Annotated in this window: 19 protein-coding genes; 12 read left to right on the top strand and 7 right to left on the bottom strand. The window is 67.1% G+C overall.

Annotation, left to right across the window (positions count from 1 at the left end; all coding sequences use genetic code 11):
* The first annotated feature begins 140 nt into the window (after nucleotides 1–140).
* The 4 genes from IU459_RS15920 to IU459_RS15905 are packed head-to-tail and all read left to right on the top strand — an operon-like array spanning nucleotide 141 to nucleotide 4,823.
* The gene (locus tag IU459_RS15920) at nucleotides 141–449 is read left to right on the top strand and encodes a hypothetical protein (RefSeq protein WP_228837967.1); all 309 of its coding nucleotides are present in this window, start codon (nucleotides 141–143) and stop codon (nucleotides 447–449) included.
* Between the two features lie 11 nt (nucleotides 450–460).
* Nucleotides 461–2,173: a hypothetical protein gene (locus IU459_RS15915; protein WP_324198890.1), complete on the top strand. Its 1,713-nt coding sequence runs from the start codon at nucleotides 461–463 to the stop codon at nucleotides 2,171–2,173.
* Nucleotides 2,170–4,371: a site-specific integrase gene (locus IU459_RS15910; RefSeq protein WP_195130293.1), complete on the top strand. Its 2,202-nt coding sequence runs from the start codon at nucleotides 2,170–2,172 to the stop codon at nucleotides 4,369–4,371. Before IU459_RS15915 ends, IU459_RS15910 begins: the two co-directional genes overlap by 4 nt.
* The gene (locus IU459_RS15905) at nucleotides 4,368–4,823 is read left to right on the top strand and encodes a hypothetical protein (protein ID WP_067479807.1); all 456 of its coding nucleotides are present in this window, start codon (nucleotides 4,368–4,370) and stop codon (nucleotides 4,821–4,823) included. Before IU459_RS15910 ends, IU459_RS15905 begins: the two co-directional genes overlap by 4 nt.
* A gap of 23 nt (nucleotides 4,824–4,846) precedes the next feature.
* Here the strand turns inward: IU459_RS15905 and IU459_RS15900 are convergent, their stop codons facing one another.
* Nucleotides 4,847–5,329: an NUDIX hydrolase gene (locus IU459_RS15900; protein ID WP_324198889.1), complete on the bottom strand. Its 483-nt coding sequence runs from the start codon at nucleotides 5,327–5,329 to the stop codon at nucleotides 4,847–4,849.
* 683 nt (nucleotides 5,330–6,012) lie between these two features.
* On the opposite strand from IU459_RS15900, the gene IU459_RS15895 reads away from it, so the two are divergent.
* Entirely contained in the window at nucleotides 6,013–6,369 is a 357-nt protein-coding gene (locus IU459_RS15895; RefSeq protein ID WP_195130292.1) for a hypothetical protein, read from the top strand.
* Here the strand turns inward: IU459_RS15895 and IU459_RS15890 are convergent.
* The gene (locus IU459_RS15890; protein WP_195130291.1) at nucleotides 6,362–6,844 is read right to left on the bottom strand and encodes a hypothetical protein; all 483 of its coding nucleotides are present in this window, start codon (nucleotides 6,842–6,844) and stop codon (nucleotides 6,362–6,364) included. The genes IU459_RS15895 and IU459_RS15890 overlap by 8 nt on opposite strands.
* Complete coding sequence (locus tag IU459_RS15885; protein WP_195130290.1) at nucleotides 6,841–7,305, bottom strand: hypothetical protein; 465 nt, start codon at nucleotides 7,303–7,305, stop codon at nucleotides 6,841–6,843. The genes IU459_RS15890 and IU459_RS15885 overlap by 4 nt, the downstream gene beginning before the upstream one ends.
* 190 nt (nucleotides 7,306–7,495) lie before the next feature.
* On the opposite strand from IU459_RS15885, the gene IU459_RS15880 reads away from it, so the two are divergent.
* From IU459_RS15880 to IU459_RS15870, 3 genes are all read left to right on the top strand, one after another.
* Nucleotides 7,496–7,828 carry a PadR family transcriptional regulator gene (locus IU459_RS15880; protein WP_195130289.1) on the top strand — a complete coding sequence of 111 codons (333 nt, stop codon included), beginning with the start codon at nucleotides 7,496–7,498 and terminating at the stop codon, nucleotides 7,826–7,828.
* A 365-nt stretch (nucleotides 7,829–8,193) separates the two neighbouring features.
* On the top strand, nucleotides 8,194–8,865 hold the full coding sequence (locus IU459_RS15875; RefSeq protein ID WP_195130288.1) for an ABC transporter ATP-binding protein: 672 nt from the start codon (nucleotides 8,194–8,196) through the stop codon (nucleotides 8,863–8,865).
* Nucleotides 8,862–9,677 carry an ABC transporter permease gene (locus IU459_RS15870; RefSeq protein WP_195130287.1) on the top strand — a complete coding sequence of 272 codons (816 nt, stop codon included), beginning with the start codon at nucleotides 8,862–8,864 and terminating at the stop codon, nucleotides 9,675–9,677. Before IU459_RS15875 ends, IU459_RS15870 begins: the two co-directional genes overlap by 4 nt.
* Before the next feature lie 106 nt (nucleotides 9,678–9,783).
* Here the strand turns inward: IU459_RS15870 and IU459_RS15865 are convergent, their stop codons facing one another.
* Both IU459_RS15865 and IU459_RS39310 read right to left on the bottom strand, forming a co-directional pair.
* Nucleotides 9,784–10,278 (bottom strand): DoxX family protein, encoded by a 495-nt coding sequence (locus tag IU459_RS15865; RefSeq protein ID WP_324198888.1) that lies wholly within the window; start codon nucleotides 10,276–10,278, stop codon nucleotides 9,784–9,786.
* Between the two features lie 63 nt (nucleotides 10,279–10,341).
* Nucleotides 10,342–10,467 (bottom strand): hypothetical protein, encoded by a 126-nt coding sequence (locus tag IU459_RS39310; protein ID WP_267469813.1) that lies wholly within the window; start codon nucleotides 10,465–10,467, stop codon nucleotides 10,342–10,344.
* 457 nt (nucleotides 10,468–10,924) lie between these two features.
* Here IU459_RS39310 and IU459_RS15860 point away from each other — a divergent pair, with 457 nt between their 5' ends.
* From IU459_RS15860 to IU459_RS15850, 3 genes are read left to right on the top strand one after another with little or no spacing between them, the layout of a single operon-like run.
* Nucleotides 10,925–11,203 carry an SHOCT domain-containing protein gene (locus tag IU459_RS15860; protein ID WP_195130286.1) on the top strand — a complete coding sequence of 93 codons (279 nt, stop codon included), beginning with the start codon at nucleotides 10,925–10,927 and terminating at the stop codon, nucleotides 11,201–11,203.
* Between the two features lie 39 nt (nucleotides 11,204–11,242).
* On the top strand, nucleotides 11,243–13,681 hold the full coding sequence (locus tag IU459_RS15855) for a phosphoketolase family protein (protein ID WP_195130285.1): 2,439 nt from the start codon (nucleotides 11,243–11,245) through the stop codon (nucleotides 13,679–13,681).
* Nucleotides 13,678–16,971, top strand: a complete 3,294-nt coding sequence (locus IU459_RS15850; protein ID WP_195130284.1) for a beta-phosphoglucomutase family hydrolase — start codon at nucleotides 13,678–13,680, stop codon at nucleotides 16,969–16,971. The genes IU459_RS15855 and IU459_RS15850 overlap by 4 nt, the downstream gene beginning before the upstream one ends.
* 527 nt (nucleotides 16,972–17,498) lie before the next feature.
* On the opposite strand, the gene IU459_RS15845 is transcribed toward IU459_RS15850, so the two are convergent.
* Together IU459_RS15845 and IU459_RS15840 are read right to left on the bottom strand one after the other, a co-directional pair.
* Nucleotides 17,499–19,991: a heavy metal translocating P-type ATPase gene (locus IU459_RS15845; RefSeq protein WP_195130283.1), complete on the bottom strand. Its 2,493-nt coding sequence runs from the start codon at nucleotides 19,989–19,991 to the stop codon at nucleotides 17,499–17,501.
* A 187-nt stretch (nucleotides 19,992–20,178) separates the two neighbouring features.
* The gene (locus IU459_RS15840) at nucleotides 20,179–20,475 is read right to left on the bottom strand and encodes an SHOCT domain-containing protein (protein ID WP_195130282.1); all 297 of its coding nucleotides are present in this window, start codon (nucleotides 20,473–20,475) and stop codon (nucleotides 20,179–20,181) included.
* 855 nt (nucleotides 20,476–21,330) lie between these two features.
* Here IU459_RS15840 and IU459_RS15835 point away from each other — a divergent pair.
* Nucleotides 21,331–21,555 carry a DUF2933 domain-containing protein gene (locus IU459_RS15835; RefSeq protein WP_195130281.1) on the top strand — a complete coding sequence of 75 codons (225 nt, stop codon included), beginning with the start codon at nucleotides 21,331–21,333 and terminating at the stop codon, nucleotides 21,553–21,555.
* The last annotated feature ends 148 nt before the right edge of the window (nucleotides 21,556–21,703 follow it).

Raw genomic sequence — 21,703 nt, 5'->3', positions numbered from 1 at the left:
ATACACCACAAGCACGTGGACCTTATCGCAACACCAGCAACAACCCACGTCGCGAACTCCGCACAGCCGGATCACCCACATCAAACGCAACACGAACGCCACCGCACACGGCCACTGCGGAAAGAAGGCATTCGTTCGCGATGCGCACGTTGGAGTTTCTGGTGACCGGGCATTATCGGCAGGCGGCGAAGCTGGTGCGCGACACCGATGCTGATGCCGCGCTGGTGTTCTATCTGACCAAGGCCGATCCGCTGCTGGTGCTGCGTGATCTTCTCGGCCACAGCTCGGTGCTGGTGACCGAGAAATACCTCAAACGCTTGGACATGACCCGGATCTACCGGGAAGCCTACGAAACCGCAGGCGCGGCCGAAGGTTTGACCTCGGCAGGTGATGCGCAGGCCGAGGCGGATGCCGAGTTCGCCGATGACACCACGCGCGGGGGCTGCTGATGCCGGCCGTCGTGAGCAAGGACCCCTTGGCGATCTCGTGCGTGTTCAGCGACGGATCCACAGCGAGGTTCGTGCTGGAAGCTCTGCCCTGCCGAGAGCTGGTTCTGGACTTGCTCGTCGGACTGGTGGAGCTGATCCACCCGCACGGCACGGTCAATGCCGCGGGCTCGGTCGGTCACTATGAGCAGTCCATCCGTCACCTGGTTCGCTATCTGGCTGATCGTGGATTCGCCGGTGGGGCTGGGGCTTTGACCAGGCCGATGATGGCCGAGTACTGGATGGGGACGTCCGGGCCGAAGGAGGCATGCACGCGGCGGATGCTGCAAGGGGTCCAGGCCGCAGGCGGATCGGTCGATGCCCGGCTGGCGGAACTGGCTTCTGGACGCGCATTCAATCCGCAGCGCAGCCATCATCAACTTCCGCCTTACCCGGAAGCGGACTGGGACAAGTTGATCCGCACCTGCAAGGCGATCACCGACGACACGTTCGCCCGGCACCGCGCCGCCCTGGCCGCGGCCGAACGCGGCCGTCATCCCCGCGAACACGGATGGACCGCGCAGAATCTGCGCTGGCTGCTGGCCCGCGTCGGGCCGGTCGGAGTGGTCGCCTTCGGCGAGCACTTGGGCTGCTCGCACAACGTGGTCTGGCAAAACGGCCGCGTCCTCGATGCCAGCCGCGACCTGTTTCCCGACCTGAACACGGTGATCGCCTACAAGCTGCTGTTCGGCGCCTATTCCGGCATTGTTCCCGACGGCATCGACGACCTGGTCGCCGACGACATCGACTGGGCGGGCGACTCCACGATCCTGCTGTCCTACATCAAGGGCCGCACCGCGGCCGAGAGCCTGAATCTGCCGCGCAACGCGGTTCGGTTGCTCGAGCAGTGGCTGGCGCATTCGGCACTGCTGCGAAGCCATGCCGATCCGGTCGAGCGCAGGCAGTTGTGGTTGCGGCTCTGCAAGCCCGGCGGCACGGAGCTGTCGGCGAAGGCAGGAGGCGGCGCTCGAATGGGCATTCAGCGCTGGGTAGTTCGGCACAGGCTGCTCGATTCCGACGGCCGGCCTCTGAAGATCCATCGATCGCGGATCCGCACCACTTTCCACGCCTCGCGGGACAAGACGACCTGGGCCGGGCGCGGGCGCGCCACCATCGACCCGAACCACACCGCGGAGGTCGAAGGCGACCGCTACCTCACCGCGACCACACCCGCACAGCAGCGGGCTGTCGAGGCGATCATCGAAGACGCTCAATATGATCTGCTGCGACGCGCCCAGCCGGCGACCATTCTCACCGAGGAGAACTCCACCGATCTGGCTCGCGACTATCCGCGGCTGGTCGCCGAAGTCGGGCTCGACGGCACTGCGCTGGCCGAGCTGGTCGGCGGTGAACGCGACGTGTTCACCGCGGCCTGCGCCGACCAGTTGTCCGGACTGCACGGTCCCAAGGGCAAGCCTTGCCCGGCACGCCCCTGGGTCTGTTTGCTCTGCCCGCTGGCCGTGTTCGCACCCCGTCACGCGGCGAATCTGTTGCGGCTCAAGGCATTCTTCAGCCGACAGTGGCAGCAGATGCCCGCCGCCCAGTTCATGGCGGTGTTCGGCCCCTACGCCCACCGCATCGATCACGTCCTGAGCCGATTCGACCCGGTGGTCGTTGCCCGCGCAGCCGACCACGTCACCGACACCGACTCCGAGATCCCTTTGCGTCCCGAGGAATTCACACGATGACCGTTGCTGCCCTCAACCCCGGCGAAGACCAGCACCGGCGGTCACCGTTCGCCGGGGCCGACATCTGCGCGCTGGCGGGCCTCAGTTTGCCCGTCGGCGCGTCTCGCCCGTTCTTCGAACATGACCTCTGGGACTTCACCGAGGTCATCGGCCTGCCGGTTCAGATGTCGATGGTGAACCGCCGGTTCGTCTTCACCACGATCACCGAGCCCCGATGGCGGCTGCTGGCCAAGGAACAGATCGTCGCGATGCTCGCGCCCCGCCACGACGCGGTCGCGTTGCTGCCGCGCGGCTATCGCACTCCGCTGCATCTCAACACCACCAAGGCCCGCCTCGACGAACTCACCCGGTTCCTGGCCTGGCTGACTGCTGAGCAGGTCACGAGCCTGGCCGCCGTCACCGACACCGATTGCGAGAACTATCTGGCCCACCGCCGCTATATCCTCGACGACAACGGCCATGTCGTGGGCGAACGATCGCCCGCCACCCGGCGGGCCGCAGCTCAGATCGTCGTCGACCTGATCAACCATCGGGAGTTGTTCACCAGCGACCGCGTCCCGGCCGCACTCCGCCCCTGGGGCGGAGCGGCACCATCGGCGATCGCCGAAATGCCCTGCGGCACAGGCCACAACAAGACACAACCGCTCAACGACACGATCCTGCGACCACTACTGAACGCGGCCACCTACCTGGTCGACGTGATCGCACCGCACGCGATCACGCTGGCCCGCCAAGTCACCGACGCCGATCGGAAGTGGTCGATCCGGCAGGGAGCCCACACCCCGACCGGGCGGTTGCCGCTCGCGGAATTCACCCGGCTGCTTGCTGGTTACCGACGTCGGGCCGAACCGCTGCCCATTCTGCCCGAGCACTGGGTCCGGCAACGCATCGCGCGGGGCTGGTCGCCGCAGGACCCGCTGCTCACGATCTCGTTGGGAGTCTTGGCCCGACAGGCCGGATTCACGCAGTTCATGACCGACTGGCTGCCGCATCTGCGTCCCCGCATCGAGGCCACGCTGGACGCGGTTGGCGCACAACGCCAGTTCGCCCGCAGCGCCGCCGCAGTCGAGCGAGCCGATACCGGTGATCAGGTCTGCTGGACGGTTCCGCTGGACCGCGAACAAGCCGTCGCCGTTGTCGGGATCGTCCGCACCGCCGCGATCACCGTGCTGGCAGCGTTGTCCGGCATGCGGTCGAGCGAGTTGATGGAACTGGAAGTCGGCTGCTGCCGACCTCCGGAACGCTATGGTCCGGATCTGGTGCGTTACCGGCTGGCCAGCCGCGTGGTCAAAGGCCAGCGACTCGGTGGTGTCGATGACGAATGGGTCGTCATCGAACCGGTCTATCGAGCCGTTCAATTGCTCGAACGACTCCACGACGAGCCCGAACCCGGCGCACCGCTGCTGGGCCGGTTCGCCTTCGACATCCGCTTCACCTGGTTGCGGAACTGGGTCAACGGACCGACCGGCCAACGGCTCGGGCTCGCCCCGATCCCCGACACCGCGGTCAGTCTGCGCGCCCTGCGCCGCACGCTGGCCATCGAGCTGGCCTACCGGCCAGGCGGAATGCTGGCCGCGAAATGGCACCTCAAGCACATCGCCGTCGCCACGACCGAAGGCTATGTTTCCAAACCCGGTGGGGCACAGGCCGAACTGCTGGCCGAAGCGAACAAGCACGAAACCGACCGCAACCTGGAACTGGTCTTGACCGAGTTCCGCAACTACCAGCAAGGCATCATGCCCGCGGGGCCCGGCGCGCGGGAACTAACTGAGTTCTTCACCCACGTCGACGGCAAACTCCTGGACCCCGCCGCGCCGAAAACCCAAGCCAGCGACCGGGAAATCCTCAACCTGCTCACCAAACGAGCCCGCACTCTCCACCTCGGGACCGCGAACTACTGCTGGTTCACCGACCCTTCCCGCGCCCTCTGCCTCAAACTCGCCGGCACCCCACACGCCGACCGGCCACTGGCAGGAATGTGTGACTCGGCACGCTGCCCGCAGGCCACCCACCATGCCCAACATCGGCCGGTTTGGGCCGAACACGCCGAACAGACCAAAACCTTCCTCGGCAGCCTCGGCGCGACCCGCCGCACCGACAAGGCCCGTTTACAAGCCGACTACGACCGGGCCCTCCGGGTCATCGACGCCATCGACGCCGCAGCTGCCACCACAGGAATCCCACAGGACCACGCATGAGAATCACTGCCGCACAACGCGTCCAAAACGAGAACCGCATCCGCGCCACCATGGACCGGCTCCTACGAGGGGATATTCCGGACGGGGGAAACTGCGACATCACGACCCTCGCCGCGCAGTCCAGCGTCGACCGCACCGCCTTCTACGGCGACCGGCCCTACGCACATCTGCGCGCCGAATTCGAACATCGACTCCAGCAACTCCAGCAGGCCGGGGAAACTCCCGACCCCAAAGTTGCACAGATCCAACGTTTCAAGACCGAGGTCGAGAAGCTGAAAAGCCGTCTCACCCAGGCCAACTCGACAATCCAGGAGCTCACAGAGTTCCGAAACCAAGCCCTGTCCCGCCTCGCCGCCCAGCATGAAGAAATCCTCCGGCTCCGCGCCACCGCAGACCCGGACATGCACATCGCCCGACTCCCGGCCAGACAGAAGATCATCGGCCCATGCTGACGCGTCGATGCAGGTTGTCGATGTCACACGACAGCGCGGCCATCTTCCAGATATGCCGTCACACCCTCACGGCGAGCTCGGCACGCTGCTGCCACACGCCGAGCCAGCACATCCGGCAGTCGCTTCGCAGCCTCGGTCTCATCACACCATGCCCAGCTTCGAAGCTCTTCCGCCTGAAGGACTATCGCCGCTGTCTGATCGGCACTCAGCAGTCCACCGTCATACACCAACATCACCCCGTCGCTGGGATACAGACCGGGCGGAACCCAATCCACCACCAACAACCGGCCCATTCGCACAGCCAGCCCGAGCTCTTCATCGACCTCCCGGACAACCGCAGCAAAGGGCGATTCCCCGGCTTCGACAACGCCACCGGGCAGTTCCCAGTAGTTCTTATACGTCGGCTCGACCAGCAACACCCGGCCCAGCTCGTCGACGAACAACGCGCCCGCCCCCATCCGCTTACCCGGCAACCTGCCAACATCCTCAACCGGTTCAGACCCCATAGGGCACAACACTATCCACCGGAAGCCACCGCACGCTCGGCTCCGAGAACCAGGCTCACCGACCACCGATCCCGGCACACCCCGTCGCCAACCGCAGGAACCGATCCGACAGTGACGTCCATCACAATTCTTTTCGTTCTATCGCAACACGAACCGCGACCCCGGTCACGAACTCCGCGATGGGAGTCGGCGAAGTCAAACGCAACACGAACCCGACCGCACACTGCCACTGCGGAGACAAGCCACACCTACGTCACCACGATGCTCGATGCGGGTGTCGGGTTGCGGGATGTGCAGATCGCCGCCCGTCACGCCGATCCCGAACCACGATGCGCTATGACCGTGCGCGTAAGAATCTGGACCGGCATCCGTACTACATCCTTGCCGTCTACATGGCCTCGGGCACATGACAACCCGAACCCCGCATGCCGAGTTCAGTGCGTTCGTTGGGTGTTCGCCAGGAGGGTCTGGTGATGAGACCTACGCCGGCGAAGCAGCTCGTCAAGTGTCGTTGTGGAGCCTCGGCGGGAACGTCCGCTAGCCGCATGCCGCGCTGTCCGGAACGGCCGCCGAGAGTTTCACCCCGAGTTCGTATGACTCTTCGACGCGCCGAGCAATTTCCAATGGAACCGCGGTCTGCAATCGCGCGTTCTGCCGGGAGATCTTTTGACTACCATGCCGTCATGTTGTTGTCATCGAGCGTCTGGACGCGCGTTTTCTCCGGGCTCGGCGCCTGTGTCGCTGCTTTTCTGGTGTTGCTCTACGCGTTCGCATTACTGCTCGAAGGTATGCCTGACGAGGAGGTCTCGGCAGGCAGTCACGCCCTATTCGTTACCAAGCTGATTGTTGCGGGTATGGCGGGTGTGGCATTGATCGCTGGTGCTGCGAGCGGGTGGAGGTGGGTGATCCTTGGTGGTTGCTCGTTGTTCTTCGCCGATTTCGCACTCTGGCTCGTTTCAAGCAACAGCGCCACCGCCCCGCACGCCCAGCGGGCAGCTTCCGGGACGCTCGCGGCAACGCGGTATCCCCAAGTCAGCTGAGCGCCGACAGCGATCTCGGATGGGGTGTCGCCCCCGGGATCTCCCCACGGCGACCGTGCCATGCCCCGGCGCAGTTCGGCCAGCGACGTGGTGGTGGACAGCCGCGACCACGCGGTTTCCAACGCGCCGAGCCGGAACGCAGCCGTGGGGTTGCGCCCGACAGGGCATGAGCATGGTCGACGATATTCGCCACCTCGAATCCGCCCGCCAGCAACCGGACCGTGCGAGCACCCGCCCGCGGCTGCCAGCCCGCGAGCACCCGCAGATGCCAGAGCAGGGCGGCCGCCAGCGCGTGCTCGGTCTCCGCCAAATCCTGGCCCGGTCGTATGCCGCGGCGATAGGGACTGTCGAGCAGGACCCGCTGAGCCGCGGACAGTGACGGCAGGGCGGCCAGTTCACGGGTTCGCGGCGTGCCGAGACGCCGGTCGAGCAAGGTCCGTGCCCGCACCGTGCCGGCCACCCACGCCGCGATCATTGCCCGCTTGCCGATCTTGTGCGCCGGGCGGGTTTGCCGTCGGCCATTGCGCGGACCTCGGCGAGCACTCGCTCGACGTAGCCGGGTAGCCGCGCGCTGACTCGTGCTCGCATCTGTTCGATCTCGGCCGATGCCGCCTCCGCCTGGTCTGCCCGTTCGGCCGCCGCCTCCATGCGCGCGTGCGTGAGAGCATCGACGCGGATCGACTCGACGCTGTCACGCGCGGCCGCGATGATCTCCTCGCTGCGCCGCCGCGCATCGTCGCGACGCTCGCGCGCCCGGTCGACGGCATCGGCGCGGATACGTTCAGCGTGTGCCTGGGTGTGGTCGAGAAGTGCGAGGACCGGCTCGAGTTCGCCCGCGATATCGTGGGCGCGGTCTGCGGGGATGCCGCGCAACACGGCCGCGCCGGGCGTCCCCGCCGGGCGGAAACGCTCGAGGAAATCCCGCCATGGCCGCACCAGCAACCTCCTATCGCCACTCTTCTCCATCGTGGCGCGGCAAGCACGGTCCGAATAGGTGCCGAGGACCCGCACACGTGGGACCTTCGATTCACCGGGTCGAGCGTCGGTGCCGGTCTGTCACGGAGATGTGCTCCGTTAATATCGGTATCCGATATCGGTTCTGTCAGGTAGAGGGTGGTGGTTGCTGGTGCGGGAGTTTCAGCGGGGAGCGGTGCGGCTGCACATCCTGCATCACGCGGCGGAGGAGGACGTGCACGGCGCCTGGTTGACCGAGGAGCTGGCGAGCCACGGGTACAAGATCAGTCCGGGCACGCTGTATCCGACGCTGCACCGGCTGGAGGCCGATGGGCTGCTGACCTCGCGGCAGGAGGTGGTCGGCGGTCGCGCCCGGCGTGTGTACCGGGCGACGGACGCGGGGCGGGCGGCGCTGGCCGAGGACCGGCGTGCGCTGCGGGAACTGGCGCGCGAGGTCCTCGGCGACGACACCCGTGGCGAGGGCTCCGGCGACCGGTCGGCGTGATGCCTGCTCCGTGACCGGGTCAGGGGCCGGGGTGTTCGTGTCCTGATGGGGCTCCCGGTTCGCCTGGTTCGACGACGCGGGATGGCCCATCATGCCCTGGCCTTCGTGGAGGGCCAGGCGGCAGTGATACGTGTACGTATCGGCCGGGCCGTCGTGTCCGGTGAAGCGGGACCACAAGACGCAACCGTGGCGAGCGCAGACAAACCGGATTCCCTTCCGCACGCTCGCGAGCATCATGCGGGTGCGATGCCGCCACGGTAGCGGCGGACGCTGCGAGGACGTCGCAAAGATATCGACTGACGATATCGTATTCCGATATAGTGGCCCGAGCGCCGGATAGCAAATTCCGGTCCAGGAGGCTGGGTATGGGGCCGACGGGCTTCGACTTCGAGAAGGTCGTCGTGGTGCGCACCGGTACTCGTGCGCTCGACGGGTTCAGCGCCGCCGTTCCCGGGCAGGGCGTGACGGCGGTCTACGGCCCCTCGGGGTCGGGCAAGTCCACGCTGCTGCGGCTATGTAATCGCCTCGAGGTGCCCACCGAGGGGCGGGTACTGTTCGGCGGGAGGGATATTGCCGGTCTGGATCCGTTGCGCCTGCGCCGGCAGGTGGGCATGGTGTTCCAGCGGCCTACGCCTTTCCCGGGGACGATCGCCGAGAATCTGCGCACCGCGAGCCCGGACGCTGATCTGCCCCGGATGGAACAGGCGCTGGCCGCTGTCGGCTTGCCCGGTTCCTGGCTGGACCATGACGCGAACGCGCTGTCCGGCGGTGAGGCCCAGCGAGTCTGCCTGGCGCGCACGCTGATCACCGGACCCGAGGTGCTGCTGCTCGACGAACCGACCTCCGCCCTCGACGAATCGGCGGTCGGCATAGTCGAACGAGTTGTACTCGGCCTGGCGCGCGCAGGCGTGACCGTGCTGTGGGTGACACACGATCCGCGGCAGGTGCAGCGGGTCGCGGACCGTGTGCTGCGGATCGAAGCGGGCCGCTGCGTCGGTGTGGACCCGGTCGACCGACCGGAGGAGGTGGGAGCATGAATGATCTGATCGGGGCCGGTGGCCTGGCGACCTCGCTGGCGTTGATCGGTGTGGCCGCTGTTGTCTCGCTGTGGCAGCGGCTGGGACTCGAGCGGCAGATCCTGTGGGCCTCCGCCCGGGCCCTGGTGCAACTGCTGCTGGTCGGGGCCGCGCTGACACTGCTGCTGGAACCGGGACGATCCGTGGCGTGGTCATGGCTGTGGGTAGTAGCGATGGTCGCCTACGCCGGTGACGTCGCCCGGCGGCGAGCACCGGAGGTGCCGCGGGTGATGCCGCTGACCATCGCCGCGTTCGCCGCGGCCGCCGCGATCACCCTCGGCGTCGTTTTCGGCTTCCGGGTGCTTGCCCTGGAAGCGCGCACGCTGGTCCCGATTGCCGGGATGATGGTCGGGAATTCCATGACCGCAACAGTTCTGGCGGCACGGCGGCTGGTGGACGAACTGCGCGACAAACGCGACGAGGTCGAAGCGCGGCTCGCGCTCGGCCAGCCGTCCCGGCAAGCCGCCACCCCCTACGTGCGGGCCGCGCTGCGCTCGGCGCTGACCCCGCAGATCGAGACCACCAAAGCCACCGGACTGGTATTCCTGCCCGGCGCGATGACCGGCCTCATCCTCGCCGGTGTGCCTCCAGTCCAGGCCGTGCTGCTGCAAGCGGTGGTCATGTTCCTGGTCCTGGCCTCGGTGTCCAGCACCACCGTGGTCGTCACCCTCGGACTGGTGCGGCGCGTCTTCACCCGCGACCACCGCCTGCTCCCGCTACCCCGGTCGCCGCGGCGCGGTGGGACGGCTACCGCGGAGCGCTCGGCTGCGTGACCGCAGACGACCACCCCTTCGGCGCGCCTTCCAGGACCTCAGCGCACGGGATGAGGCAGGCGCATCGAGGTACTCACGTCCTAACCATCCCCGTTGTAGTGACCGGTCAGCTGGTGACCGGCTGTGCGGTGGTGTGGGTGGCGCGCAGGCGAGCGTCGAGCGACCAGGCTCCGGCGCCGACGAGCAGCAGGAACAGGCTGCCGCACAGCATTGCCAGGTCGGTGCGGGATTCGTGGACGAAGTCCCACCACCCGGAGTCCTTGGTGAACAGTGGTGCGTCGCCCCACAGGATGGGCAGTTTGGTGATCAGCAGCGCGCCTGCCATGTTCACGATCATCGGGATGACCGCGAGACGGGTGAGCAGTCCAGCGAGAATCAAGGCGCCGCAGGCCATTTCGAAGACACCGTCCAGGGGTGCGACGAAGCCGGGGGCGGGGATTCCGGCCTTGTCGAAACGTCCGGTGCCGAGCTGGTCGGGGTAGAGGAATTTCTGGATGCCTTCGAACAAGAAGATCGCGCCGACGTAGAAGCGGATCAGCACCACCGCCGCGGGTGCGGAGGTCGTGGTCAGGCGGGTTATCCAAAGATTGATGGCGGACACGAGCGGGTTCCCTCTTTCCGTTCGGTGTTTCGGGTCATTGTCCGACCTCGTTGTCCTCGGTTCTCACCAGCGCGGCGGTGGTGGCCGCCGGAGCGCTCGTACGACGGCGTCGGTGACGCCGAGGCGGCGACGCAGCTGCCCCGCCGCGTCCTCGGCGAGGGTGGTGCTGGGCCGGTCGGCGTGGGTCACCGGAATCTCCTATCGTCTTCCGATATCGGATGCCGATAGACTCCGCGCGGCCCAACTCGCCACCCGGCAACTCGAACCGACGAACAGACGACAAGCCGCGGCGGGGGAGCGTTCAGCGTGATACGACGTTGCGCGGCTGCCCGCGGGCGAAGGCTTCGATGTTGTCCAGCGTCGTCTAGATGATCCGGTGTAACGCCTCGTCGGTGTTGTAGGCGTTGTGTGGGGTGATCACGGTGACCGTGACGACCGACGAATTCGATCGCCACTCGCGGGTTGGGCATGTTCGCTGTCGACCGATGCGGATGACGGTCTTTCCAGGGCCGACTCCTACCGGAGCCCGTAGGTAACCGGGGGGATGGGCCGATCGGCCCTATCCCGCCGGTGCGGTTGAGACGCAGCCTGTGCTGGACAGCTGGATCGGTGCCGCCGGCACGGGCACCGCGAGTGAGGAGGAGCCATGATGTTCTGGTACGGCGACGGTCTGAACGGGTGGGGGTACGGCCTGATGACCGTCGGCATGGTGGTGTTCTGGGCGCTGGTGATCGGCGGGATCGTCATGCTGGTCCGGTACATGGGAGGGGGTCCGGCAGGCGGTGACCTGTTTCCGCCACAGCAGAGGCCGACCCCGCAGCAGGTGCTCGCCGACCGGTATGCGCGCGGCGAGATCGATGACGAGGAGTACACGCGGCGTCTGAAGACACTGGGGTCCGGCACGCCCCCGACCGCCACGGCCTGAGCACGTGCCGGCGCGCGGACGGTCAGGAGTGACCAGCACATGACTCGTGGAGCCGAAGTCGAGGTCGAAACCCGGTACACGGCACAACCGTTGACGCCAGAGCAGCTGGCAGACATCGATGCGTGGTGGCGGGCGGCGAACTATCTGTCGGTGGGCCAGATCTTCCTGATGGACAACCCGCTGCTGCGGGAACCGTTGCGGCCGGAGCACATCAAGCCGCGGCTGCTCGGTCACTGGGGCACGACACCGGGATTGAATTTCATCTACGCCCACCTGAACCGGGTGATCATGGCGCGGGATCTGAACATGATCTATGTGATGGGCCCGGGACACGGCGGTCCCGGGCCGGTGGCGGCGGCCTGGCTGGAGGGCACCTACAGCGAAACCTATCCCGAGGTGTCCCTGGACGAGGCCGGGATGAAGCGACTGTTCACGCAATTCTCGTTCCCGGGCGGCATTCCCAGCCACGTCGCACCCGAGACCCCGGGCTCCATCCACGAAGGTGGCGAGCTGGGATACTCCCTCACGCACGCCTACGGGGCGGCGTTCGACAATCCGGATCTGATCGTGGCCGCGGTGATCGGCGACGGGGAAGCGGAGACGGGCCCGCTTGCGGCGGGCTGGCACTCGACGAAGTTCGTGAATCCGCGGCGCGATGGGGCGGTGCTGCCGATCCTGCATCTCAACGGCTACAAGATCGCCAACCCCAGTGTGCTGGCGCGCATCGACGACGACGAACTCGACCATCTGCTGCGCGGCTTCGGACATATCCCCTACATCGTGGCCGGTTCGGACCCGGAGCAGATGCATCAGGCGTTCGCCGCCGCACTGGACCGGTGTCTGGACGACATCGCGGCGATCTGGCAGCGCGCCCGGCGCGACGGTGTCACGCAGCGGCCGCGCTGGCCGATGATCGTGCTGAAATCCCCGAAGGGCTGGACCGGCCCGAAACAGGTCGACGGATTGCCGGTGGAAGACTATTGGCGCGCACATCAGGTGCCTTTCGGTGATGCGCGGGGGGCGGAGCACCGCGCGGTGCTCGAGCAGTGGCTGCGCGGCTACCGGCCCGAGGAACTGTTCGATGCGACCGGCGCCCCGGTGGCCCGAATCCGGCAGCTGCATCCGGTGGGGGAGCGGCGGATGAGCGCGAACCCGCACGCGAACGGTGGGCCGACGGTGCGCGGGCTCGACTTTCCCGATTTTCGTGACTACGCGACACCGGTCGCGCAACCGGGCTCCGCGACGGCCGAGTCCACCCGGATCCTGGGTGCGTTCCTGCGGGATGTGATGCGCAAGAACATGACGACGTTCCGGATGTTCGCCCCGGATGAGAACAACTCCAACCGGCTCGGCGCCGTCCTCGAGGTGACCGACCGCGCCTGGAATGCCCGGGCTCTGCCGACCGACGACCACTTGGCCCCAGACGGGCGGGTGATGGAGATCCTGTCCGAGCACACCTGCCAAGGCTGGCTCGAGGGCTATCTGCTGACCGGGCGGCACGGGTTGTTCTCCTGCTACGAGGCGTTCATCCATATCGTCGACTCGATGTTCAACCAGCACGCGAAGTGGCTGCGCACCACCAACCGGATTCCGTGGCGGCGGCCGATCCCGTCGCTGAACTATCTGCTCACCTCGCACGTGTGGCGTCAAGACCACAACGGGTTCTCCCACCAGGACCCGGGCTTCATCGACCATGTGGTCAACAAGAAGTCCGACGTGATCCGCGTGTATCTGCCGCCGGACGCCAACACCCTGCTATCGGTGGCCGATCATTGCCTGCGCAGCCGCCAGTACGTCAATGTGATCGTCGCCGGTAAGCAGCCGCAGGTGCAGTACCTGAACATCGACGACGCGATCGTGCACTGCACCAAGGGAATCGGCATCTGGGAGTGGGCGAGCAACGACGACGGGGTGCGGCCGGATGTGGTGCTCGGCTGCGCGGGCGATGTGCCGACGATGGAGACGCTGGCGGCGGTCGACATTCTGCGGCATCTTTTGCCGGACTTGCGGCTCCGGGTGGTGAACGTGGTCGATCTGATGCGGTTACAGGACGACCGTGAGCATCCGCACGGGCTGTCGGATCGGGAGTTCGACGCGCTGTTCACCACCGACACCCCGGTCGTGTTCGCCTACCACGGTTACCCGTGGCTGATCCACCGGCTGACCTACCGGCGCAGCAACCACCACAACCTCCATGTCCGTGGCTACAAGGAAGAAGGCACCACCACCACACCGTTCGACATGTGCGTGCTCAACCAGATCGACCGCTACAACCTCGCCATCGACGTCATCGACCGGGTGCCGCGGCTGCGACCGATCGCCGCCCACGCGCGAGAACTATTGAAGAACAAGCTGGTCCAGCACCGCCAGTACATCCGCGCCCACGGCCAGGACATGCCCGAGATCACCGGCTGGCACTGGCCGTTTCCGCCACACGGCACCCGCCCCGCTGCGGCCCCGCGGCCGGAGGCGACATGACCGCCCGCGACACCCGCACCGCCTCGGCGACAGGGCGCGAATCCCTGGTCGCCGGAGCCACGCCGCCCTACGACGCGGTCATCTTCGACATGGACGGTGTGGTCACCGACACCGCCGCCCTGCACGCGCAAGCGTGGAAACAGCTGTTCGACACCGCCCTACAGGATCCTCGCGCCGGCCGGAACGCGGCGCGGGAGCCGTTCGACATCGTCCGCGACTACCGCCGCTGGGTCGATGGCCGGACTCGGGAGGACGGTGTCGTGGCCTTCCTCGGTTCGCGTGGGATCGAGATCCCCTATGGTGACGACGGCGATCCGGGGGACGGCTGGACCGCATACGGTCTGGCCGCCCGCAAGAACTCGATCTACCAGGATCTGCTGGCGCGGCAAGGGGTCCGGGTGTTCCCGGGAACCGTCGCCCTGCTGCACAGGCTGCGCGCGGGCGGGATCCGCACCGGGCTGGTCACCGCCAGCCGCAACGCCGGCCCGCTGCTGGAAGCGGCACAACTGCGTGAATTGTTCGACGTCGTCGTCGACGGCGTCGTCGCGATGCGAATGCACCTTGCGGGCAAACCGGATCCGGCCATGTTCCTGGAGGCGGCCCACCGGCTCGGCGTGCGACCGCGGCGCAGCGCGATCGTCGAAGACGCCGTCGCCGGGGTCGAGGCCGGGATTCGTGGGGGATTCGGTCTCGTCGTGGGCATCGACCGTACTGGACAGCGCGCCGCGCTGGAGCGGGCGGGAGCGCACCTGGTGCTCGGCGATGTCGCCGAACTGGATCTCGGTGCGCTGCGTCGGGACCCGTGGCTGCTGGTCTACGAGGGCTTCGATCCGGCGCACGAGGGACATCGCGAAGCGCTGACCGTCTTGGCCAATGGATATCTGGGCACCCGAGGCGCGGCAACCGAACACCGCGCCGACTCGGCGCACTATCCGGGCATCTACCTCGCGGGTGTCTACAACCGGGTCACCAGCACGCTGCACGGTCGTGCGGTCGAGGACGAGCACATGGTCAACACCCCGGACTGGACGGTGCTGGACCTGAGCATCGACGAGGGGCCGTGGTGGTCGGCAGGTGGTCTGAGCGTCCGGCAGGAGCGACGCGAGCTGGATCTTCGCACCGGCGTTCTGACCAGGACCGTGCAGCTGGTCGACGCGGATGGGCGGGTCCTGCACCTGAGTCAGCGTCGGCTGGTGTCGATGGCCCGCCCGCACGTGGCCGCGCTGCAGACCACCCTCCTCGCGCAGGGATGGAGCGGCCGGGTCCGGGTGCGGTCGGGCATCGATGCCGGTGTCAACAACTCCAACGTTGCCGAATATCGGGCGCTCAACAGCCAGCACTTGGTCGGTCTCACCGCTGGCCACACGCCCGACAGCCTTCTGCTGGTGCAAACCCAGACCTCGCTGAGCCGGATCCGGATCGCGACTGCCGTCCGCACCACCGCCAGCAGTGGCAGGACTCGTCATCTTCACTCGGATGAGGTCGACCGCACCGGAATTCACGCGCAGCAGGCGGATGTCCGGCTCCTCGACGGGCAGCCGGTGGTGATCGACAAGACCGCGGCTATCGTCACCTCGCGGGACCCGGCCATCGCGTCACCGAGTCTGGCCGCGTTGACCGAATTGCGTCGCACGCCCGGCGGATTCGCCGACCTGCTGCCCAGCCACCGCGATGCCTGGGCGCAACTGTGGGACCGCTTCGCGATCGAGCTGGACGGTGCGGGCATCCAGCGGCAGCTGGTGCTCAACCTGCACCTGTTTCACCTCGCGCAGACGCTCACCACGCACACCGCGGATCTGGACGCCGGAGTTCCCGCCCGCGGATTGCACGGCGAAGGCTACCGCGGCCATGTGTTCTGGGACGAGTTGTTCGTCCTGCCTATCATCACACTGCACCTACCCGAGGTGGCGCGGTCGCTGCTGCGCTACCGGTCCCGGCGGCTGCCCGCCGCCCGTGCCGCCGCGGCGGCAATCGGCTCGGGCGGCGCGATGTTTCCCTGGCAGAGCGGCAGCGACGGACGCGAGGAAACACCAGCGCACCTGTTCAATCCGCGCTCGGGGCGATGGATGCCCGACAACTCCCACCGGCAGCGCCACATCGGCCTGGCCGTGGCCCACAACGCCTGGCAGTTCTACGAATGCACCGGTGATCTGGATTGGCTCGCAGCACACGGTGCCGAACTCATCATCGAAGTGGCCCGGCTGTTCACATCGATGGCGACCTACGACGCGCAAGCCGGCCGCTACCACCTGGCCGGTGTGGTCGGCCCCGACGAATACCACGACGGCTACCCCGAGACCCCAGGATCCGGGCTGCGCGACAACGCCTACACCAACATTATGACCGCCTGGGTCTGCCGCAGGGCGGTCGAAATCCTCGACCTGCTCGACGGCCACACCCGCGACGAACTCACCGCCCGCATGCGGATCGACGAAGCGAGCGAACCCGACGCCTGGCTCCGGCTGAGCCGCAAGCTGTTCGTCCCGTTCCACGACGGCGTGATCAGCCAGTTCCACGGATACGACGCCCTGGCGGAACTGGATTGGGAACGCTACCGGGCACAATACGGCAACATCGGCCGGCTCGACCTGATCCTCGAAGCCGAGAACGACAGCACCAACCGGTACAAGCTGTCCAAACAGGCCGACGTCCTGATGCTCATCTACCTCCTCGGCCCCGACCAGCTGCCCGAAATCCTCGACCGGCTCGGCTACCCCTGCCCACCGGATCTGCTCGATCGCACGGTCGACTACTACCTCCAGCGCACCGCACACGGATCAACCCTGAGCCGCGTGGTGCACGCCTCCGTGCTGGCCCGGATGCGCCCGGCCCAGGCATGGACCGTTTTCGAGGAAGCCCTTGTCGCCGATCTCGACGACACCCAGGGCGGCACCACCGCACACGGCATCCACCTGGGCGCCATGGCCGGCACCATCGACATCGTCCTGCGTTGCTTCGCCGGATTGCGCTGCCACGGCGGCCAACTCACCTTCGACCCCCGGCTCCCCGGCAACCTGACCGCGATCCGGTTCGGCCTGCACTACCGGGGTCACCGCATCGACGTCGACCTCGACCACACCCGGCTTCGGCTGACCAGCCGCCGCAGCGCCACCGCCGCCGACATCCGGGTCGAGGCGGGCGGGGTTCGAACCTCCCTGAGCGGCGGCGAAGTCCGGGAGTTCCCGCTCGCGCCGACCGGGTATGCCACCACCGAACCAGATACCCGACCGGATCCCGTGACCTCGACATCTGACTGCATCGGTCGGAGCAATCGCGGACTACCAGGCTGATCAGGTGAGATGAGCTTTATGGCGTACCGGTATGACAGTCGTCGCACAGGCATGGTGAGCTGGCGGGGTTGTCACATGGGCGCAGCCAGCCGTTCTCCTCGGTGTTGCGGTACACCCAGCATGTTCCGATCGCCGGGCCATCGGTCGATCACCGGGACGCGCTGATAGCCACGGCTCAACCGCTCGGGCAGGCAGCGCCGGAAGAACCTCCCGCCCCCGTCCGATCCTGCTGCGTCGCCGCGCGAGCAGGCATCGCCGAATGCCAAGCAATTCGGCGCGACACGGGGTCGGTTCACATCAGATGAGCAGCGCTGGATCTGGAGTCGGACCGGATTGTGCACACGATCATGAACTGGCCGCACCGGCAGCAGGGCAATTCCGGCGCCGATGCCACGGTGGTCCGACCGTCCGCTCGTCGGATACCCGAGTCCTGCGGGTTGGACCGCGTCGGATACCCGAAGTCTGTCCGAGGTGGTGGCCGGGCACAGCCTTTTCTGGAGTTGGCGCTCGAGCCCGGCCGCTGTGTCCTACGCGATCACCCGTGTCGCCTGGGAGGTTCCAGCGTGCGCCGGTTTCGGTGTGGGGAGCCGGAGTCGTTTGAGAGCGAGGGCGTTGACGGCGACGATGAGGCTTGATCCGGACATGGACAGTGCGGCGATCTCCGGGCGCAGCATCAGGCCGAAGGCGGGTTCGAAGACGCCGGCGGCGATGGGCAGGGCGATGGTGTTGTATCCGATGGCCCAGGCAAGGTTTTGGCGCATTTTGCCTAGCGTGCCGCGGCCGATGCGCAGGGCGGTGGGCACGTCGAGCGGGTCGGAGCGCATGAGCACGACATCGGCGGTTTCGATGGCGACGTCGGTGCCGGCGCCGATGGCGATGCCGAGGTCGGCTTGGGCGAGGGCGGGGGCGTCGTTGACGCCGTCGCCGACCATGGCGACCTGGCGGCCGCCGGTTTGTAGTTCGGCGATCTTGGTGGCTTTGTCGCCGGGCAGTACTTCGGCGACGACGGTGTCGATGCCGAGCCGCTCGGCGATGCGCCTGGCGGTGGCTTCGTTGTCGCCGGTGAGCATGACCACCTGGATGCCGAGATCGTGCAGCGCGGCGACGGCCGCTGGCGAGGTTTCGCGGGGCGCGTCGGCGATGCCGACGATCGCTGCGGCCTTGCCGTCTACGGCGGCGATCACCGCGGTGCGTCCGGTGGCGGCCAGTTCGTGGCGGCGGGCGGCCAGCGCGCCGAGGTCGATGCCCTCTCGTTCGGCCAGCCGCCGGTTGCCGACGACGACACGGTGGCCCTCGACCTCGGCGATCGCACCGTGGCCGGGGACGTTCTCGAACTTTTCGGCCCGAACCCGAGCTACCCCTGCGTTTTCCGCGTAGCGGACGACGGCTTGGGCAAGGGGGTGTTCGGATTCGCGTTCCACCGCGGCGACCAGGCGCAGCATCTCGGTTTCGCCGATGCCGTTGGTGATGACGTCGGTGACCTCGGGTTCGCCCTTGGTGAGGGTTCCGGTCTTGTCCATAACTACCGTCTGGATTCGGGCTGAAGTCTCCAGTGCCATCGCGTTTTTGAATAGCACACCGCGTTTGGCGCCGAGACCGGTGCCGACCATGATCGCGGTGGGGGTGGCCAGTCCGAGGGCGTCGGGGCAGGTGATGACCACGACGGTGATCGCGAACAGGATCGCTGCCGAGAACGGGCGATCGGACAGCAGCAGCCAGGCCGCGAGCGTGCCGCCACCGCCGATCAGGGCGACGAACACCAGCCAGAAAGCTGCTTTGTCGGCCAGACGCTGGCCGGGGGCCTTCGAATTCTGTGCTTCTTGCACGAGTTGCACGATCTGAGCCAGCGCGGTGTCCGCGCCGACCTTGGTCGCGCGCACCCGCAGGGTGCCGTTGGTGTTGATGGTGGCGCCGATGACCGCGGAGCCGGGGGCCTTGTGCACCGGCAGGCTTTCGCCGGTGACCATCGATTCGTCGATCTCGCTGTCGCCGTCCTCCACGACCCCATCTACGGCGATCTTTGCGCCCGGACGCACCAGCAGCAGATCACCGACCGCGACCGCGGCGGTGGGGATCTCCACGGACTCGCCGTCGCGCAGCACCAGCGCTTTCGGCGGAGCGAGGTCGAGCAGGGTGCGGATGGCGTCGTTGGCGCCGCCGCGGGCGCGCATCTCGAACCAGTGCCCCAGCAGCACGAACGCGGCCAGCACGGTCGCGGCCTCGTAGAACACTTCGCCGCCGCCGGTCAGCGTGATCACCAGCGAGTACAGCCAACCCGAGCCGATCGCGACCGCGACCAGCACCATCATGTCCAGCGTGCGGGCCCGCAGCGCGCGAGCGGCGCCGTCGAAGAAGATCCACGACGAGTAGAAGATCACCGGCAGACTCAGCAGTAGCGCCCAGAGGTCTTCACGCAGACCGAACGGAACCGGCACGTCCAGCCCGAGCACGTCGCGGCCGATGGGTGACCAGATCACGATCGGGATCGAGAACACCAACGCCACCAGGAACCGGTTGCGCATGTCGGCCACCATGGATGCCATCGACATCCCGGCATGCCCGCCGTGGCCCATCGCCTCGTGCGGAGAACGCAGGTCGCCGGCACCGGCTTGGCGTTCGGTGTGAGCAGGGGCCGCCACGGTGTGGCCGACATCGTCGATGGGCTCCGCAGTCGCCAGCTGACCAGCATGTCCGGCGTCATCGTGGTGCCCGGCGTCCACGGGTGGGTCCGGTTCGGTCAGAGGGTCGCAGAGGTGGGCGGGCAGCGACCGACCGGCGCAGTGGTAGCCGCAGTCGATCACCCAGTCCCGCAGCGCGGCAATCGTGGTCTGTGTCTGGTCGTAGACCACGGTGGCGGTCTGCGCCACCGGGTTGACCTCGACTCGATGCACGCCGGGGCGGCGAGCGAGCCTCGCGGCGACAACGTTCTGCTCCGAGGCGAACAGCAGGCCACGCACATCGAGCACGGCGGTGGCGCGTTCCTTCGGCGGGTGTAGATGAGTATCAGAATTGGTTGTCACGGGGGCACTCCTCCAGAGGCCGATAGTCAAAAGTATTAGTCGCGGACGGTGTTTCGGCGCGGGATGCACGACGTGGATCACCGAGCAGTCGGCCATAGTCAATGGGCGGGCGGCGCGACACAGGCGCCGCGTCGGACCGCGAGGCAAATCGACTCCCTCGGCCACGAGGCTGTCCGGGTACGAATCGCTACCCGTCACCGGGGCTCTTCGGACCTGCGCCGGAGCCGATATCGCCGCGCAGCGTAGCCAGTCGATGGTGGTATTCGTCGGCATCGATCTCACCGCGGGCGAATCGCTCGGCCAGCACTTGCTCGGCGCTGGGGCGCACGATCGGCGCGCCGCCGACCGGTGCCGACGGCTGAGCCAGGTATCGGACTGTGAGGATCACCCCGCCGATCACCAGTACCCAGAACACCACCATGCCAACGGTCATGAGCCCGTAATCCCACCCACTCATCCCCTCGTCGCCATACCAGAACATCATCGGACGCTCCTCAATCGATGCGATTCACCAGCGTCGTCGCGACGCCCCATTCCGCTGATGTGTCGGCTTGGGGGTGCGATCGGCGCTTCCTACGGTGCGCGCCGCTGACCGCGGCAGCTAGAGACAAGGTGCCCTTCCGACGCATCCGAAGGTCCCTACCCCCCGCGGGTATTACCGCGCAGACTCGACGTACACGCCGCCGACCTGCTGTCACCGGCTCCGCAAGGTGGCTCCCGCCTGTAGGCGGGCCATTCCGAGCAGATGTAGAAGAGCCCGGACGCCCGCGCGGAGGCCGCGAGCCCTGTCATGCGAGGGATCACAGCCTCGCCAGCAGCGAGATGTCGGCGGACGAGATACGAGCGGTGGCCCCTCATGGAGGTGATCGGATGGGCGAGGTAATGCGCCCGGCGATCGAGGTCGTGGCTATCGCGGTGCGCTGCAACGAGCTGAACTCCGGTCGACCACCCTCATCGACCGACACCTCGTTTCAGTGGTGCGGCGTTTTGTTGCGCCACCCACCGTGCCTAGCCGGGTGAGTTGGGAGCTTGGGGTGGGTGTCACATCGGCTGCCCCATCATCGGGCAACCACCCATCAGGCTGCACATCCACTGACACAACATGTGCATGGGGTTCATGACGCGATTTCCTTCTCGTCGAGCGATCCGGCCGCAGTGGCCGGTCCGCAGGGGTTGGTCGTGCGGTGCCACCGAGGTTGCGCGTCGATACCCCGCGTGCGTAGGGACCTTTGGCGGTTGGATGGGGGTCCTTCGGCGCCGCTCGAGGCGACCTCGTCCCGTCCTGCGCAACCGGTGTGCGAGCGCAGACTCGAGGTGATCGCGAGAGAAGGGAACTGCGATGAACACTCGGCATCTTCCGTGGTACGCGCTGGCGTTGGCGGTCCTGGTCGCCGGTCTGGCCATTTCCGGAGTGTCGATGTCGACACTGCTGGTGCTCCTGGTGGTGCTGGCCTGCCCGCTGATGATGATGTTCATGATGGGCGGCCAGGGACACGGCAACGACGATCAGTCACACCGGATGAGCAAACGCAACGACCACGACCCCACCTCCGACCGACCGTAACCGTGCCGCTAAACGGGACCGTACGAAGGTGCGCCACCCACGGTACGACGGGTTTCTGCTGGTGATGATCGGGTTCCTCTTGCAGTGGCCGACCACTTCGGTTCCTGATCGCCATCGGGGCCTACGTGCGGTTGGCGCACAGCCAGGA

Source organism: Nocardia amamiensis (genome assembly GCF_015477605.1).
Taxonomy (GTDB): domain Bacteria; phylum Actinomycetota; class Actinomycetes; order Mycobacteriales; family Mycobacteriaceae; genus Nocardia; species Nocardia amamiensis_A.
The sequence above is the reverse complement of the archived record's forward strand: the minus strand, read 5'-3'. Positions and strand labels throughout refer to the sequence as shown.

Coding starts and splice junctions, on each gene's coding strand:
- IU459_RS15905 (WP_067479807.1), top strand. CDS start 4,368: ATGAGAATCACTGCCGCACAACGCGTCCAAAACGAGAACCGCATCCGC.
- IU459_RS15860 (WP_195130286.1), top strand. CDS start 10,925: ATGATGTTCTGGTACGGCGACGGTCTGAACGGGTGGGGGTACGGCCTG.
- IU459_RS15840 (WP_195130282.1), bottom strand. CDS start 20,475: ATGATGTTCTGGTATGGCGACGAGGGGATGAGTGGGTGGGATTACGGG.
- IU459_RS15875 (WP_195130288.1), top strand. CDS start 8,194: ATGGGGCCGACGGGCTTCGACTTCGAGAAGGTCGTCGTGGTGCGCACC.
- IU459_RS15920 (WP_228837967.1), top strand. CDS start 141: ATGCGCACGTTGGAGTTTCTGGTGACCGGGCATTATCGGCAGGCGGCG.
- IU459_RS15900 (WP_324198889.1), bottom strand. CDS start 5,329: ATGGGGTCTGAACCGGTTGAGGATGTTGGCAGGTTGCCGGGTAAGCGG.
- IU459_RS15890 (WP_195130291.1), bottom strand. CDS start 6,844: ATGATCGCGGCGTGGGTGGCCGGCACGGTGCGGGCACGGACCTTGCTC.
- IU459_RS15835 (WP_195130281.1), top strand. CDS start 21,331: ATGAACACTCGGCATCTTCCGTGGTACGCGCTGGCGTTGGCGGTCCTG.
- IU459_RS15910 (WP_195130293.1), top strand. CDS start 2,170: ATGACCGTTGCTGCCCTCAACCCCGGCGAAGACCAGCACCGGCGGTCA.
- IU459_RS15870 (WP_195130287.1), top strand. CDS start 8,862: ATGAATGATCTGATCGGGGCCGGTGGCCTGGCGACCTCGCTGGCGTTG.
- IU459_RS15850 (WP_195130284.1), top strand. CDS start 13,678: ATGACCGCCCGCGACACCCGCACCGCCTCGGCGACAGGGCGCGAATCC.
- IU459_RS15855 (WP_195130285.1), top strand. CDS start 11,243: ATGACTCGTGGAGCCGAAGTCGAGGTCGAAACCCGGTACACGGCACAA.
- IU459_RS15895 (WP_195130292.1), top strand. CDS start 6,013: ATGTTGTTGTCATCGAGCGTCTGGACGCGCGTTTTCTCCGGGCTCGGC.